Source organism: Pseudomonas sp. GW823-FHT04A03 (assembly GCF_058796615.1).
The window spans coordinates 301,892-316,590 of record NZ_JBXAIV010000006.1 but is presented as its reverse complement, the minus strand read 5'-3'; the positions used below and the strand labels follow the sequence as shown (position 1 = coordinate 316,590).

Sequence of the window (14,699 nt, the reverse complement as noted above, 5' to 3'; positions counted from 1 at the left end):
CCCTACAGACGTAGGACAAATGCATAGGCTTAAATCCCGCTCCAGATCGATTTCAAGGAGAAAAGACTGGGTGGGCGTTTCACGGGTGCATGCACGGCAGACGATTCGGCAATGGCTCTAAATCAAGGATGACAAGGATATGAATCTGACCGGCAGTCTTCGCAACATGGAAAATCCGCACTTCTACTGGCAACTGGGTGAACTGATCGCCAGCACCGGCAACGAGCGTTTTGCCACGAACATGTTCCAGTTGGTCGACAACCTCGTGCCGGTCAATCGCGTCCATCTCAGTGAGTGGACCCTGGACGAACGCGAATCCAGCGTGGTCGAGATCAAGGCCTTGGGCAGTGCCGGTTTGCCGGACACTTTCCCGCCCCCGGATCCGTTGCAGCACCCGGACGACCACCCGCTGCTGCAACAGATGATCGAGATGAACGACTCGTTACTGATTCAATTGAAAGCCTCGCTCCAGCATCGACACCCGCACCACAGCGTCCACCAATGCAATCTGGTGTCCCGCACGTCCAACCGCCGTTGCGTCATTTCGTTCTACCGTCCCCACACGCATCGGGTGTTTTCCCTGCCGGAACTGTCGTTCCTCAAGCGCCTGTCCGACACCCTGCTGCCCTTGATCGAGCGCCACGCGCACATCAGTCGACAAGCCATCGCCCGCCAACCCCGCGCGCCACAAGCCGATCAACCCCAGACGCCGTTGCAACAGGTGTTCGACGAACGCCTGGCGTTGGGCGACATCACCCTGTCGGTGCGCGAGAAAGAAGTCTGCCTGGGTCTGCTGACTGGCGGCACCGTGCCGCAAATGGCAGAAAAGCTGCGGGTCAAGAACAGCTCGATCGAGACCTACCTCAAGCGCGCGGCCGCCAAGCTTGGGGTCAGCGGGCGACACGGTCTGGCGAAATGGATGGCCGGGGCCTGATCCGGCGTTTTTCTCATCACGGGCGCCCGGCGTCCGCTCTCATTCGTGAACGAGGCTGTTTGATGTCCAGGTTGCCGATTTCCCTGCTGTCCGCCACGCTGCTGCTGGGCGGTTGCTCGTTGATTCCCGATTACCAGCGACCGGCATCGCCGAGCGCGGCGCAGTATCCGCAAGGTCCGGCGTATGCCGCGCAATCTCCGGTCACACTCCGGGTCGAGGACTGGCGCGCGCTGTTCAATGACCCGGCGTTGCAGCAATTGATCGAAAGCGCTTTGGTCAACAATCGCGATCTGCGGGTGGCCGCGCTGAATGTCGAGGCGTTTCAGGCGCAATACCGGATCCAGCGCGCCGATCTGCTGCCGGCGGTGTCGGCCAACGCCAACGAACTGCGTCAGCGGGTGCCCTCCAGCGTGACCCGCACCAAGGCGGCGATCACCTCGACGTACTCGGTGAACCTGGGCATCAGCGCCTATGAACTGGACTTCTTCGGCCGGGTGCGCAGCCTCAGCGAGCAGGCGCTGCTGACCTGGCTGTCCACCGAAGAGGCCCGGCGCAGTGCGCAATTGAGTCTGGTGGCCAACGTCGCCAACGCCTACCTGACGTGGCGCGCCGATCAGGAGTTGCTGGCGCTGGCCCGGGAGACGCTGGCCGCCGACGAACGAAGCCTGCACCTGACCACCCGCAACCGCGAGGCTGGCAAGTCCTCGGCGCTGGATCAGATTCAGGCGCAGACCAGTGTCGACAGCACCCGCGCGAGCCTGGCCCGTTATCAGCGTCAGGTCGCCCAGGACTTGAACAGCCTGACGCTACTGGTGGGCGCGCCGGTGCCCGAGCACCTGCCGGCGCGTCCGCTGGACAGTGATCTGGTGGCCACCGTGCCGGCCGGATTGCCGTCGGATCTGCTGCAACGCCGGCCGGACATTCTCCAGGCCGAATACAAACTGCGCGCCGCCAATGCCAACATCGGCGCCGCGCGGGCGGCGTTTTTCCCGAGTGTCAGCCTGACCGCCAATGCCGGGACGTCCAGCCGCGATCTGTCCGGGCTGTTCAAGGGCGGCTCCGGTGCCTGGACGTTCCAGCCGCAGATCAACCTGCCGATCTTCAACGCCGGCAGTCTGCGCGCGAGCCTGGATTACGCGAAACTGCAAAAAGACATCACCGTCGCCGAGTACGAAAAGACCATTCAGACGGCATTCCAGGAAGTGTCCGACGGCCTCGCGGCGCGCCAGACCTACGAACAGCAACTCCAGGCCCAACGCGATCTGGTGCAGGCGACCCAGGATTACTACGACATGGCGCAGCACCGCTATCGAAGCGGCGTCGACAGCAGCCTGACGTTCCTCGATGCCCAGCGTTCGCTGTTCAGTTCCCAGCAAGGACTGATTACCGACCGGTTGGCGCAACTGGTGGCGCAAGTGAACCTGTACACCGCGCTGGGCGGTGGCTGGAGCCCGGTCGAGCCGCTTCCGCCAGCACCTTGAGTCATTTTTTCTTACACCTTTTGTCGCCAGATCCCACATTGCCCGGCGATCGAAAACCGGCGCAGCGGATCATTTTGGTATCATGCGCCGCTTTTACGGTTAACCCGCCCGCCTGTCCTGCCGACTGGCGGGCTCCAAAGGGCGGTATGAAATGACGGCTTTGTTGACTCGCCGCAAGGTGCTTGCGGGAATGGGCGTACTCGGTCTCGGCCTGCTCGCCGGCTGCGACACCCGCGGCGAACTGTCGTACAAGTACGGCAAGGATCTGAGCGACAAGATCCTCGGACGCACCTTCAAGCTCAAGGACACCGAAGGCAACACCGTGTCGCTGTCGAGCTTTCGCGGCTTGATGCCGATGATCTTCTTCGGCTTCACCCAGTGCCCGGCGATCTGCCCGACGACGCTGGCCCGCGCAGCAAAAATCAAGAAGCTGATGGGCAAGGACGGCGACATCCTGCAAGTGGTGTTCATCACCCTCGACCCGGAACGCGACACCCCGGAAATCCTCGACGCCTACGTCAAGACCTTCGATCCAAGCTTCGTCGCCCTGTACGGCACCCTCGAAGAAACCAAGGCCACCGCCAAGGAATTCGACGTGTTCTACGAAAAAGTCCCGGCCGGCGACACCTATACCCTCTCCCACACCGCCACCAGCTATGTCTACGACACCCGGGGCAACTTGCGTGTGGGCCTGTCTCAATCGCTTTCTGCACAAGAGTGCACGGAAGATTTGCTTACCGTCATGGAGGTCTGCTGATGAACCCTTTTCTGAACAACATCAAACGTGCCGCACTGGGCCTGTCCCTGCTGGGCCTGGCTTTCCAGGTATCGGCGCAGACAAAGGTCGACGACGCCTGGGTGCGCGCGACCGTGCCAAACCAGTCGGCCAGCGGCGCGTTCATGACCGTCACCGCCGACAGCGACAGCAAGCTGCTCAGCGTTGCCTCGCCAGCGGCCAAGGACGTGCAGATTCATGAGATGACCATGAAGAACGACGTGATGAGCATGGGCCCGGTCAACTCGGTCGACCTGCCGGCCGGCAAGGCTGTGAAGTTCGATCCGAACGGCTACCACGTGATGCTGATGGGCCTGAAGGGTCAACTGAAGGAAGGCGACAACGTGCCGCTGACCCTGACCGTGGAAAACGCCAAGGGCGAGAAACAAGCCATTGAAGTGCAGGCGCCAGTGCGTTCGCTGACCAACATGGAAGGCCACGATCACAGCAAGATGCATTGATCACTGACTGACAGATCGACGGTTTCAAAAAACAAAAGGGGCGGCATGATCGATGATCATGCCGCCCCTTTTGCATCTGGATATCAGACCAGTTTCAATTCGACCTCGATATTGTTGCGCGTGGCCTTGGAGTAAGGGCATACCTGATGCGCCGCATCCACCAGCTGCTGCGCCGCGCCGCGCTCCATGCCCGGCAGAGTTACATTTAGTCGCGCCTGCAGGAGATACCCTCCCGAATTAGTGCCCAGATCCACTTCGGCATCCACCGCCAGGTCCGCTGGCAGGCTGATTTTCTGCTGCCCCGCCACCGCTTTCATCGCGCCGATGAAACACGCCGACCAGCCTGCGGCGAACAGTTGCTCCGGATTGGTCCCGCCGCCACTGGAACCGGGCGAAGACAGTTTTACATCGAGGATCCCGTCGGAACTGCGCGATGCGCCGTCACGTCCGCCGGTGGTGTGGGTTTTCGCGGTGTAGAGGACTTTTTCGATCTGACTCATGGCGATCTCCTGAATGAAAAACAGCAGATTGTTCACTCGGCGCCTCCCGTCGCAGCCTTGAAGTGCGCCACCCGTTTCACACAGCTTTCTCACTATAGACGCGGGTTTGTCGCTCACCCGGCCGACGGACGTGCGGACAACCGCCCGTCGTATGGGCAACACCGAGCGGGTTGACAGAACCAAAGTGCAAGAGGATTATTATTGCATCGCATACGATCTAACCGCATACGATCACAACCAATCACAACACCTTGAGGATTCCCCATGAGCAAAATCGAAAAAGTCCTGGCCACCGGCAAAACCCACACCACCGCCAGCAGCGCCGGTCTCACCTCCCGTGGTCACAACGGCAATCTGGACATTCAGCTCTCGACGCCCGGCAATGCCAAACCGGCCCACGTATTTGCCAACGTCCTGCCCCACCCGACTGCCGAGCAATTGTTCGCCGGCGCCTGGTCGTCCTGCTACACCGCCGCCGTCGGCCTGGTGGCCAATGACCTGGGCGTGGTGCTGCCAGCCGACATGTCGGTGGACATCGAAGTGGACCTGGGCCAGACCGGCCCCGCCTACTTCCTGCAAGCCCGCCTGACCCTGCGCGTCCCGGGCATCGCTGAGGACATCGCGAAAAACCTGGCCCACACCGCTGACCAGATCTGCCCGTACTCCAAGGCAACTCGCGGCAACATCGAGGTGGCACTGAACGTCATCACTGAATAATTTCTTCGCGCCAATTAAATCGCATGCGATGTAGGCGCATAAGAAACAACTAACCGGTTCGCGCTGTCCATGGCGAACCGGTAACTTCAGGCAACATGATCAACCCTCCCGATAGAATCGCATCCGACGTATAGTTCGCCCCATACGTTTCACCGGTCACCCGACCCACGAGGATGAACATGAATTCCACCGTCAACACCGCACCAACCGATCTGAAACTCAGCGATTTCCTGTGCTTTGCCGTCTATTCGACCAACCTGGCGTTCGGCAAGGCCTACAAACCGATCCTCGAACGGCTCGGTCTGACATACACCCAATACATCACCATCGTTTCCCTCTGGGAGCAGGACAACCAGACCGTCGGCGGCCTCGGCGAGAAGCTGTTCCTGGAGTCGAACACCCTGACTCCGATCCTGAAAAAACTTCAGGCCATGGGTTATGTGCAACGCCAGCGTGACCCGGCGGACGAACGTCAGGTGCGGATCAGCCTGACCCAGAGCGGCCGTGACCTGCGCAACGTGTCTTCGGGCACGAGCCTGTTCGAGGCGACGGGGTTGACCACGGAAGAATTCACGCAGATGCAGAAATCGATCGTCACGTTGCGCAACAACCTGATCCGGTCGATGAACGCCGAGGATTGATCGGCTCCTACCCTTTATGGAAAGCGTGCTTTACATCGCCGATGGCTTCAGCAACTATATGTAAAGGGTCTTTTACATAGGAAGTGAAGCATGAACCGATTCAACCGAGAGATGACCGCCGCAATGGTTCTGTACGCGGTCGTGCTGCTGGCATCGCAATTCGCGCTGATTTACCTGGCGGATGCCAACGCTTACCTGCGCGGCGTCATCGTGCTGATGCCGATGATTCCGGTCGGCTTGTTCTGCTGGACGGTCATACGCGACATGCGACGGCTCGACGAAATGTATCTGCGTATCCAGTTCGAAGCCCTCGGCTTTGCATTCGCCGCGTCGGCCCTGCTGACCTTCACTTACGGTTTTCTGGAAACGGTGGGCGCCCCGCACATCCCGTGGCTCTGGGTCTGGCCGGTGATGGGCGCGATGTGGATGATCGGCCTGCGCATCGCGCGGCGCCGCTACCAATGAAGAACCGCCTCAAGGAACTGCGCGCCGAGCGCAAATGGTCGCAGGTGGATCTGGCCGAACGCCTGAACGTTTCGCGCCAGACCATCAATGCAATTGAAAACGAACGCTACGATCCGAGCCTGCCTCTGGCGTTTCAGATTGCCCGGGCGTTCGAGATGCCGATTGAGAGCATCTTTGATGACTCGGTGAATTGATACGAAAAGTCCGCCCGTCAGCGCGTGCTGCCGGGCGGACTTTTCATAAATGACGAGTGTTTAACTCCCCGCCCCGCCATGGGCCTCTTCAAAGAAATAATCCTTCCAGCTGTCCGCCTTGTTTTTCAGCACACCCAGCTCCTGCAATTTCTCTGCATAGATAAAGGTGCGCTGCGGCACCACGGTGAAATCGATTTCCGGGTCAGTGACGATTTTCTCCACCAGCGCCAGCGGCAGTTTCGACTGCTCGACACGGATATAGGCCTGAGCCGCCGCAGGCTTGTCGGCCTTGATGATCTTCTCGGCCTCGGCCAGGGCATCGTAGAACGCCTTGTAGGTTTTCGGGTTCTCGTCGTGAAATTTTTCCGTGGTGTAGAGCACGTTGAACGTGGCCTGGCCGCCGAGCACGTCGTAGGAACTGAGCACTTTATGCACGTTGGGATTCTGCAGCGCCTGGTACTGGAACGGCGGGCTGGAGAAATGTGCGTTGATTTCCGAGCCGCCGGCGATCAATGCGGCCGTGGCATCGGGGTGCGGCAGGCTGACGGAGATGTCGTCGAATTTCTTGTATTGGTCATTGCCGAACTCCTTGGCCGTTTCGATCTGCAGCGTGCGTGACTGGAAACCCACACCCGCCGCCGGAACGGCGATGCGATCCTTGTCGCTGAAGTCCTTGAGGGTTTTGACGTTCGGGTTGTTTGTCAGCAGGTAGTTGGGCATCGAGCCCAGCGAAGCGATGGCCTTGACGTTCTGCTTGCCCTTGGTGCGATCCCACACGGTGAGCATCGGCGGCACGCCGGCCGAGACCACGTCCAGCGATCCGGTGAGCAGCGCTTCGTTCATGGCGGTGGCGCCGGAAATGCTGTTCCAGTCGACCTTGATGTCCAGCCCCTGGGCCTTGCCGTGCTTCTCGATCAAGTGCTGATCGCGCACCACATCCAGAATCAGATAACCGATACCGAATTGCTGGGCGATGCTGATCTTGCCTTCGGCTTGAGCGGTGTTGGCGAGCAGCGCACCCGCCAGCGAAGCCGCCAGCAGCGTCAGTGCAGAACGTTTGAACGGTAGGGCCATGACAACCTCGCAGTGATTTACCGGGAAATCTGTGAGGCCGGACTCTATCGCTATAAAAAAACGAAATTTAAATACCGTTATCGCATATTGATATCACCTGAACGTCAGCCTTGCAGAAACGCCTGCAAGTCCGCGCCCAAGCCATCGAACACTGCTGAAACCCGCTGCACCCGGCGCATGTCCTGATGCATGGCGATCCACACATCCACCGTGAAATCCACGTCTCCCGGCAGAACTCGCACCAGTCCATGGCGCTGTGCCAGTTGCCGGGAACTCACGCCGATCCCCAATCCGGCTCGCAACGCCGCCCATTGCGCCAGATGATCATCGGTGCGGATCGCCGTGTGCTCGGCGGAACAATCGAAGCCGCGCTCGCGGAGAAACTCGATCTCGCCCACATGACGATCCGGGCCGATCAGCGAAAAACGGCGCAAGTCCTCAGGCGTTTCAGGCACGCCCTGCTCCGCCAGCAATTCGGGCGTGGCGTACAGGCCGACGTGCAGGTCGCCGACCTTGCGCGCCACCACCGAAGCTTCGGTCGGGCGGCGGATGCGCACGGCGACGTCGGCCTCTTGCCGTGAGAGGGTTTGCAGACGATTCGACACGTTCAGTTCCAGCGCCAATTGCGGGTGTTGCTGACGCAGGCGACGCAACATCGGCGGCAGGATCTCGACGCCCAACAGTTTGCCGGCCGTCAGGCGCACGGTGCCGCCGGGTTGCGCCACGTCGGCGGAAGCGGCGCGGTTGAAGGCGTTGGCGGCCAGGGCCATGGCTTCGACGTGGCCGATCAATTCCCTGGCGGTCTCGGTCGGCAGCAGCCCCGAGGGCGAGCGGATGAACAGGCTGACGCCAACACTTTGCTCCAGCGCCTCGATCCGCCGCCGTGCCGTGGCCTGGGCGATTCCCAGCAAACGCGCGGCGCCCGACAGACTGCCGGTGCGCAGTACCGCGAGAAAGGCGCGCTGGGTTTCCCATTGAAGTTGTGGAGCGTTCATACATTTCCTGTGAGCGGTTGGGCAGTTTTGGCCGATGTTCATTCACCGGGGTCTGCGGCATGCTGCGCGAGCATACCGCACGGGCCTTGCGCCCGGCATCGAACCCGCAGTTGAAGGAGCCTTGCCCATGACACTCACCGGCCAATGTCGCTGCAGTGCCGTCCGCTATCAGTTGAACACCGACACGCTACCGGCGATCTACGCCTGCCATTGCACGGATTGCCAGACCTGGAGTGGCAGCGCCTTTGCCCTGCACGCCCTGCTGCCCGCCGACGCCCTGACGCTGACCGGACCGCTGACGACTTATGCCTACGATCTCAATGGCCAGCACGCCGAACATCAGGTGTGCAGCGTCTGCCACACGCGTCTGTGCAACACCACGACAGCCGCGCCGGGGATGAAAGTGCTGCGCGCCGGCACGCTCGATCAAAGTCGCTCACTGCAACCGATGGCGCACATCTGGGTCAGTCACAAACAACCCTGGCTGACGCTGCCCGAGGGGCTGCCGACCTGGCCGCAGAGCCCGACCCCACAGGCCTTCGGCGAAGCCCTCATGGCGTACGCTGGTTGAACCGGGCTCTGAGCCCGTCAGCGTTCGACGACAAGCGTTTCGCGGTGTCCACGAACGGGGTGACGATCAGACTGTACAGCGTCAGATAACGCGTGCGGTCCTGCTCGCCCGTGCCGAAGCGCAACACTTCGGGCCTTGAAGTAGTGACGTACAGCGTGCCGAACAGCCAGTCCCACAGTGACAGATTGATCGCGAAGTTCTTGTTGAAATGTCGTGGGGCGTCGCTGTGGTGAATCTGGTGCTGGGCCGGGCTGTTGAGCACATGTTCGACCGCCGGCCCGAAGGACAGCCAGACATGGCTGTGCCGCAGATTGGAACCCAGGCTGTTGATGATCAGCACCAGCCAGGTCACGCCGAACAGCGTATAGCGGCTGACCTCGCCGCCGCAGGCGTACCAGACCACCCCGGCAAACGCGCCGAGGCCGGCGGTGATGACGATTCGTTCAACGATCGATTCGACGATGTGAATCCGGCTGGCCGTGGCCGGCACCAGCACCGGCGCCGAATGGTGAACCTTGTGAAACTCCCACAGATAGCGGGAATGGAACGCGCGGTGAATCCAGTAATGCAGAAAATCCCTGAACAGGAACACGCCCAGTCCGTAGAACAACGCGATCATCGGGTGATCAGGCACTTGCTCGCGCGCGCCCCACAGTTGAGTGAAAAACTGCGCGTAGTCGCCTGAACGTAGAATGTGCGGATCGACGAGGCCGACCACGGGCAGCACTAGCGTCACCCGAAGAATCGCCTTGATGAAGTAATAACGGTAATCCAGCCAGGCCGAACGATGCCCGTGGACGCGACCGCCGCCGACAAATTGCCAGAAGGATCGGGCCTGCGTCAGGTGCCGGGATTTTCGGTAGCGATAAAGGCCGTAAGCCACGCCGTAGGACGTGAGCAGAAACACCACGCCAAGACGGCCGTTCAAATCGAACAGGCCAAGGAACTGCTCGGTGACCGGATCGATCACCCAGCGACTGAGCTGCGCATGAAGTTGCGTGAGTAAATCCACGACTGCCGACTCCATCAGAGGTCGCGCATTGTAAATCGGACTGGTTCGCAAATGCAGCACCAACGGATCAAAGGCCGGTTAAACAGCCTGAAACAATAAAACCACCACATCGCTCAGGCCGAAAAACCGCCAGGACCGTCGCCGATCAAGGCCCCTGCTCGTTCGGGCCGCTCACGGCGACTTCCGTGACCGGATCAGCCATCCGTTTAAAAGGGCGATCAGACAGCCCACCCTTGGTATCATCGCCCACACTTTTATGACGGTTTGATGGCTGAAAGGTCTTTTTTGTGAGCGCTCTTTTTCAACGGTTACGGCATCTGGATGCCCGCCTTCTCTCTCTGGTTTTCCTGGTACTGATCGTACCGGTGTGCCTGCGCGCGGCACTCGGCTGGTCGAGCCTGTTCGGCTATCTGTCGGATATGGCCATCGGCATTCTTTTGGTGGTTTTGTTGCATCGCCGCCCCTGGTGGCTGGCGCTGCCGGTGCTGCTGTTCTGGGGACTGCTGGCGGTGGCGACCGCTGAACTGGTCAGCGCGGTCGGCCGCCTGCCGACCGTGGCGGACCTGCATTACCTGATCGACCCGCAGTTCGTGGAAAACTCCACCGGCGGTGGCTTCGCCCATCCCGGCGTGGCGGTTGCGCTGCTGGTGGCTCTTGCCTTTTGGTTGCTGAGTCATTGGGCTCGACGCGCAACAACTGTCCCCGCTCTGCCTCGCGCAACCTGGGCGACGCCGGTGCTGCTGTTCTCCGCGTACTGGGGCGCGCAACACCTGGATCCGAGCGACGCCGACCCATGGCGCCTGTACAACCTGCCGCACCAGTTGCTGGCCGCGCAGGTCGCCGACGTGCAGATGCAGGCTGAAGAATGGCTGGACGGCGACACTCAGGTCGCTCCCCCGCCCATGGCCGGGCTCACCGATGTCGATCTCAACGGTCACCCGTTGCTGGCGGCCAAGGGCCAGGCGCGCAATGTGCTGATCGTTGCCCTCGAAGGCATTCCCGGCGCCTACATCGGCGCCAATCGCCAAGCCATCAGCAGCCATTATCAGGAAGACCTGATGCCCAACCTCAGCCGCTGGGCCGAGCGCGGCATGAACACCCCGGATTACGTGCTGCACACCCACCAGACCATTCGCGGTCTGTACGCCATGCTCTGCGGCGATTACGACAAGCTCGACAACGGCACGCCCAAAGGCGTGGAAATGCTGACCCAGCACGAGCGCAATCAGGCCTGTCTGCCGGCCCAGTTGCGCCAGCACGGTTTCGCCACGCACTACCTGCAAGGCGCAGGTCTGCGGTTCATGGCCAAAGACAAAATCATGCCGCACATCGGTTTCGATGCGACCCATGGCCTGGAGTGGTTCACCAACGCCAACTACCTGGAATTCCCGTGGGGCAAGGATGACAAGGCGTTCTTCGAAGGCGCGCTGAAATACGTCGGCGACCTGAAAAAACAGAAACAGCCGTGGATGCTCACGCTGCTGACCGTCGGCACTCACCAGCCCTACTCCGCGCCCGAGGAATACCTGGAACGCTACGACACGCCGAAGCAGGCGGCTGTCGGTTATCTGGACGATGCGCTGGAGCAATTTCTCAGCGGCCTCGAACGCCAGGGCGTGCTGAAAGACACGCTGGTGGTGATCACCTCGGACGAATCCCACGGCATCGATGGTGTGCGCCTCGCATCGTCCTGGGGCTTCAACCTGACCCTCGCGCCGGAGCAGGCGCAACTACCGCGCCTGAATGCCGGGGTCTACGGTCACGTCGACCTGAGTGCGTCGATTCTGGATTACTTCGACTTTCCGGTGCCTTCCGCTCTCAGCGGTCGTTCGCTGTTTCGCGATTACGATTCGGGCCGCGAAATCATGTCGTTCACCAACGGCAAGCTGCGCTATCACGACGGTCGCGGCCTCCTGACCGAATGCGACATGCCGCGCCGTTGCCGCAATTACGCAAGCAATGGTTTCATCGCCGACAGCGCCACGTTCAAGGGCAACGCCAGCGGCCAGAATGCCCGGGACATCGCCGCCCGCGCCTCGGCCCTGGACCTGTCGCTGCTGCGTACTCCACTCAACCAGCGCTATCAGTTCGGCAGCGCCAACGTCATCCCGCTGCAAGCGCAGATCAAGGACGACTGGGCCGACAACCTGATCGGCGCGCAATACCTGGAGATGCCAAAAGGCTCCCACACCCGCGTGCGCCTGACCGTGCGTTCGGTGGATCCGCAGCAGGCGGCGTACATTCAGCTCAAGGCCAAGGAATTCGAACAGGACGTGCAACTGGGCCTGCCGACCGAGATGATCGCCACGGCGGATCAGCCGCTGGAGATGGATTTCAGCTTCGACAACCCGCAACCGCGCAAGGCGTTCTCGTTCCACTTGTTGGGGTATGGGCTGGGCGCCGTGGAAGTCAGTGATTTCAGCGTCATCACCGAATTGCCGGGGCAACAGGATCTGCTGGACGAGATCCCGGAAGAAGACACCACTCAATCCAGTTGAGGTCGACGCCAGCGTCGCAACGACGCTGGCGCCCGTCCGGTGTGAACGATCAGAACGTGGTGCGCAGACCGACCTGAATGCTGCGCCCTTCTGCCGGCGCAATATCCCGCAGGATCGAGCTGGCGTAACGCACGGTCTGGTTGGTCAGGTTCTCGGCATTGACGAAGGCCAGCCATTTGCTCTGGCCGACATCAAAGTGATAACCCACATTAGCCCCCAGCGTGGTGTAGCCGTCGGTGCTGCTTTCATTGTCCGGCACCCGGTGCTGGGAGCTCGCGTGTTCCACATCGATGCGCGCCTGCCAGCGATCCAGCTCCCACAACAGCCCGGTGTTCAACCGCAGCGGTGCGATGCGCGGCAGGTCCTGGCCGTTGTCGAGGTTCTTGGCGCGGGTGTAATCCCCCGACAGCTCCAGCGCAAACTTGCCGTAGGCGTTTTCGCCCAGCGTCCAGCGATCCTGCGCTTCGATGCCACTGAAGCGCGCCCGCACGCCGGAGTAGGTGTATTCAGGAATGCCGTCGGCGTCCTCCTCCCCTTCGTCATTCAGCGAACGCCCCGTCCCGAGCAGGCCGATGTAGTTGGAGAAATGGCTATAGAACACGCCGACGCTGCCCTTGTGCGTACCGTTGTCGAAACGCAGGGCCAGGTCGCTGGAGACGGCTTTCTCTTTCGACAGCCCGGCGTCCCCGACTTCATAAGTGCCGGTGGCGACGTGGGCGCCGTTGGCGTAAAGCTCATAGAACGTCGGCGCGCGCTCGGTGTAGCCCAGCGTGGCGGCGACCGACCAGATCGGCGTCAGCGTGTACACCGCACCGGATGACAGGCTGCCGGCGGTGAAACTGCTGGAGCGATCGGCATTGGCGAAACGCTCGTTGCCTTTGGCATCCGGGTCGACGGTGGTGTGTTCAAGGCGTCCGCCGAGGGTGAACAGCAGACGATCCGTGGCTTGCAGCTCTTCGAGAATGAACAGTGCACCAACATCGGTATCGGTGTGCGGCACGAACGCTTCTTCGCCCAGCGCCGAGAATTCGTTGCGGCTGACTTGCGCGCCAATCACGCCGTTGAACGGCCCGAGCGGCTGATGCCGGGCCTCGACCCGCGCCTCGTAGCCCTTGTTCTTGAACGTGGTGCCGACCTCGCCGCCCTCGATTTCCCGGTGCTGGTAATCGGTGTAGCCGGCGTCAAGTTTCACCGAGCTGAACGGGCCGCCGAGGTTGCGGATTTCCGAGGCGAACGCGTAGTGCTCCTGCTCCATGCGGATGCGCACATCGTCTTCGGCCGGCGAGCCGTAGTTCGAATCGTAATTGCTGTACGACAACCCCGCGTAACCGTCATCCCAGGTGTACGACCCACCCACCGCACCGCCGTCCTGACGACCGTCGCTGTTGGCCAGCCGATGCTTCTTCGAATCGCCCTCGTCGTTCGCCCGTTCACGGCCGGTTTTGGCGTAGCCGGGGATTTTCAGGTCATTGAACTCGCGGGCGCTGGCGTCCAGGTGCAAGGCGAACTGGCCGTTACCGGCTTCGAGTTTGCCGGCGCTGCTGCGGGTGGTGTCGGCGCCGCCGTAGCGCAACTCGCCAGCACCGTGAATGCCTTCGATGGCTTCGGTCGGGATGCGGTTGTCGAAGGTGTTAACCACCCCGCCGATGGCGCTGCCGCCGTACAGCAAGGCCGCCGGACCACGGACAATTTCGATGCGTTCGACATTGACCGGATCCAGCGGCACCGCGTGGTCGTAGGACAGCGACGAGGCGTCCAGCGCGCCGACGCCGTTGCGCAGGATGCGGATACGATCGCCGTCCTGCCCGCGAATGATCGGGCGACTGGCACCCGGGCCGAAGTAGGACGACGACACGCCCGGCTGCTTGTTCAGGGTTTCGCCGAGGCTGCCCTTTTGTTGCAGCGTCAGGTCATCGCCGCTCAACACGGTCGAGGGCGAAGCCAGGGTCGAACTGCCCAGCGGATTGCCGGTGATGACTTGCGGTTGCAGTTCCAGCGGGTCGGCGGCGAATGCGGGCGAAGCGATCAGCAACGCCGAGGCCATGAGCGTCAGGCGGGGTTGGAAGGTGTGGAAACGGGAAGGCATTTCAGAAATCCGTCAGGCAGAAAAGTGAGGATCGATGCCGGCGCTACAGAGGGTGTGTTGCCGGCATCGATGGGATGAAATCATTTTTATGTTATACAATAACATTTCCAATAACCATCACGTTTCTTCCACACAATTGCAATCCATCGCTCAAGCACGGGCATTTCAGCGCCCTGCCCGGCGCGGGGTCACGAGACTTCGCATAAGAGACTGCGCCTATCACGCACCAATAGTCGGCCTATTAGCTGACTCGTCGAGTCGGGTCTAGCCTTACTACTCCGAAGTCGGCACGAGC

Annotated in this window: 15 protein-coding genes; 10 read left to right on the top strand and 5 right to left on the bottom strand. The window is 61.3% G+C overall.

What is annotated here, in order from left to right:
• The first annotated feature begins 139 nt into the window (after nt 1–139).
• The 4 genes from AC1Q9F_RS18050 (at nt 140) to AC1Q9F_RS18035 (ending at nt 3,651) form a co-directional block, all read left to right on the top strand.
• On the top strand, nt 140–934 hold the full coding sequence (locus tag AC1Q9F_RS18050; RefSeq protein WP_179695468.1) for a helix-turn-helix transcriptional regulator: 795 nt from the start codon (nt 140–142) through the stop codon (nt 932–934).
• Nucleotides 935–996: 62 nt separating this feature from the next.
• Nucleotides 997–2,415: an efflux transporter outer membrane subunit gene (locus AC1Q9F_RS18045; protein WP_492620532.1), complete on the top strand. Its 1,419-nt coding sequence runs from the start codon at nt 997–999 to the stop codon at nt 2,413–2,415.
• Nucleotides 2,416–2,566: 151 nt separating this feature from the next.
• Complete coding sequence (locus AC1Q9F_RS18040; RefSeq protein WP_007956879.1) at nt 2,567–3,172, top strand: SCO family protein; 606 nt, start codon at nt 2,567–2,569, stop codon at nt 3,170–3,172.
• The gene (locus AC1Q9F_RS18035) at nt 3,172–3,651 is read left to right on the top strand and encodes a copper chaperone PCu(A)C (protein WP_207985821.1); all 480 of its coding nucleotides are present in this window, start codon (nt 3,172–3,174) and stop codon (nt 3,649–3,651) included. Before AC1Q9F_RS18040 ends, AC1Q9F_RS18035 begins: the two co-directional genes overlap by 1 nt.
• 83 nt (nt 3,652–3,734) lie before the next feature.
• Here AC1Q9F_RS18035 and AC1Q9F_RS18030 read toward each other — a convergent pair whose 3' ends face one another.
• A complete protein-coding gene (locus tag AC1Q9F_RS18030; RefSeq protein ID WP_207985820.1) occupies nt 3,735–4,151 on the bottom strand; it encodes an organic hydroperoxide resistance protein in 417 nt (138 codons plus the stop codon).
• Between the two features lie 264 nt (nt 4,152–4,415).
• Between AC1Q9F_RS18030 and AC1Q9F_RS18025 the strand changes: the two genes are divergently transcribed.
• The 4 genes from AC1Q9F_RS18025 (at nt 4,416) to AC1Q9F_RS18010 (ending at nt 6,168) form a co-directional block, all read left to right on the top strand.
• Nucleotides 4,416–4,868, top strand: coding sequence for an Ohr family peroxiredoxin (locus tag AC1Q9F_RS18025; RefSeq protein ID WP_085686511.1), 453 nt, complete (start codon nt 4,416–4,418; stop codon nt 4,866–4,868).
• Nucleotides 4,869–5,047: 179 nt separating this feature from the next.
• On the top strand, nt 5,048–5,509 hold the full coding sequence (locus AC1Q9F_RS18020) for a MarR family winged helix-turn-helix transcriptional regulator (protein WP_492620531.1): 462 nt from the start codon (nt 5,048–5,050) through the stop codon (nt 5,507–5,509).
• Between the two features lie 90 nt (nt 5,510–5,599).
• On the top strand, nt 5,600–5,974 hold the full coding sequence (locus AC1Q9F_RS18015; RefSeq protein WP_492620530.1) for a hypothetical protein: 375 nt from the start codon (nt 5,600–5,602) through the stop codon (nt 5,972–5,974).
• Nucleotides 5,971–6,168, top strand: a complete 198-nt coding sequence (locus AC1Q9F_RS18010) for a helix-turn-helix transcriptional regulator (protein ID WP_273897246.1) — start codon at nt 5,971–5,973, stop codon at nt 6,166–6,168. Before AC1Q9F_RS18015 ends, AC1Q9F_RS18010 begins: the two co-directional genes overlap by 4 nt.
• A 60-nt stretch (nt 6,169–6,228) precedes the next feature.
• Here AC1Q9F_RS18010 and AC1Q9F_RS18005 read toward each other — a convergent pair whose 3' ends face one another.
• Together AC1Q9F_RS18005 and AC1Q9F_RS18000 are read right to left on the bottom strand one after the other, a co-directional pair.
• Entirely contained in the window at nt 6,229–7,242 is a 1,014-nt protein-coding gene (locus AC1Q9F_RS18005) for an ABC transporter substrate-binding protein (RefSeq protein WP_492620529.1), read from the bottom strand.
• Between the two features lie 104 nt (nt 7,243–7,346).
• Nucleotides 7,347–8,237 (bottom strand): LysR family transcriptional regulator, encoded by an 891-nt coding sequence (locus AC1Q9F_RS18000; protein ID WP_492620528.1) that lies wholly within the window; start codon nt 8,235–8,237, stop codon nt 7,347–7,349.
• A gap of 127 nt (nt 8,238–8,364) precedes the next feature.
• On the opposite strand from AC1Q9F_RS18000, the gene AC1Q9F_RS17995 reads away from it, so the two are divergent.
• Complete coding sequence (locus tag AC1Q9F_RS17995) at nt 8,365–8,808, top strand: GFA family protein (protein WP_492620527.1); 444 nt, start codon at nt 8,365–8,367, stop codon at nt 8,806–8,808.
• Here AC1Q9F_RS17995 and AC1Q9F_RS17990 read toward each other — a convergent pair.
• A complete protein-coding gene (locus tag AC1Q9F_RS17990; RefSeq protein WP_492620526.1) occupies nt 8,789–9,835 on the bottom strand; it encodes a sterol desaturase family protein in 1,047 nt (348 codons plus the stop codon). The genes AC1Q9F_RS17995 and AC1Q9F_RS17990 overlap by 20 nt on opposite strands.
• 272 nt (nt 9,836–10,107) lie before the next feature.
• Here AC1Q9F_RS17990 and AC1Q9F_RS17985 point away from each other — a divergent pair, with 272 nt between their 5' ends.
• Nucleotides 10,108–12,318, top strand: a complete 2,211-nt coding sequence (locus AC1Q9F_RS17985) for an LTA synthase family protein (protein WP_492620525.1) — start codon at nt 10,108–10,110, stop codon at nt 12,316–12,318.
• A 49-nt stretch (nt 12,319–12,367) separates the two neighbouring features.
• On the opposite strand, the gene AC1Q9F_RS17980 is transcribed toward AC1Q9F_RS17985, so the two are convergent.
• Nucleotides 12,368–14,404: a TonB-dependent receptor gene (locus AC1Q9F_RS17980; RefSeq protein WP_492620524.1), complete on the bottom strand. Its 2,037-nt coding sequence runs from the start codon at nt 14,402–14,404 to the stop codon at nt 12,368–12,370.
• Nucleotides 14,405–14,699 lie beyond the last annotated feature (295 nt).

Bases quoted from the DNA above. Each gene is read 5' to 3' on its own strand.
- AC1Q9F_RS18050 (WP_179695468.1), top strand. From the start codon at position 140: ATGAATCTGACCGGCAGTCTTCGCAACATGGAAAATCCGCACTTCTAC.
- AC1Q9F_RS18045 (WP_492620532.1), top strand. From the start codon at position 997: ATGTCCAGGTTGCCGATTTCCCTGCTGTCCGCCACGCTGCTGCTGGGC.
- AC1Q9F_RS18040 (WP_007956879.1), top strand. From the start codon at position 2,567: ATGACGGCTTTGTTGACTCGCCGCAAGGTGCTTGCGGGAATGGGCGTA.
- AC1Q9F_RS18035 (WP_207985821.1), top strand. From the start codon at position 3,172: ATGAACCCTTTTCTGAACAACATCAAACGTGCCGCACTGGGCCTGTCC.
- AC1Q9F_RS18030 (WP_207985820.1), bottom strand. From the start codon at position 4,151: ATGAGTCAGATCGAAAAAGTCCTCTACACCGCGAAAACCCACACCACC.
- AC1Q9F_RS18025 (WP_085686511.1), top strand. From the start codon at position 4,416: ATGAGCAAAATCGAAAAAGTCCTGGCCACCGGCAAAACCCACACCACC.
- AC1Q9F_RS18020 (WP_492620531.1), top strand. From the start codon at position 5,048: ATGAATTCCACCGTCAACACCGCACCAACCGATCTGAAACTCAGCGAT.
- AC1Q9F_RS18015 (WP_492620530.1), top strand. From the start codon at position 5,600: ATGAACCGATTCAACCGAGAGATGACCGCCGCAATGGTTCTGTACGCG.
- AC1Q9F_RS18010 (WP_273897246.1), top strand. From the start codon at position 5,971: ATGAAGAACCGCCTCAAGGAACTGCGCGCCGAGCGCAAATGGTCGCAG.
- AC1Q9F_RS18005 (WP_492620529.1), bottom strand. From the start codon at position 7,242: ATGGCCCTACCGTTCAAACGTTCTGCACTGACGCTGCTGGCGGCTTCG.
- AC1Q9F_RS18000 (WP_492620528.1), bottom strand. From the start codon at position 8,237: ATGAACGCTCCACAACTTCAATGGGAAACCCAGCGCGCCTTTCTCGCG.
- AC1Q9F_RS17995 (WP_492620527.1), top strand. From the start codon at position 8,365: ATGACACTCACCGGCCAATGTCGCTGCAGTGCCGTCCGCTATCAGTTG.
- AC1Q9F_RS17990 (WP_492620526.1), bottom strand. From the start codon at position 9,835: ATGGAGTCGGCAGTCGTGGATTTACTCACGCAACTTCATGCGCAGCTC.
- AC1Q9F_RS17980 (WP_492620524.1), bottom strand. From the start codon at position 14,404: ATGCCTTCCCGTTTCCACACCTTCCAACCCCGCCTGACGCTCATGGCC.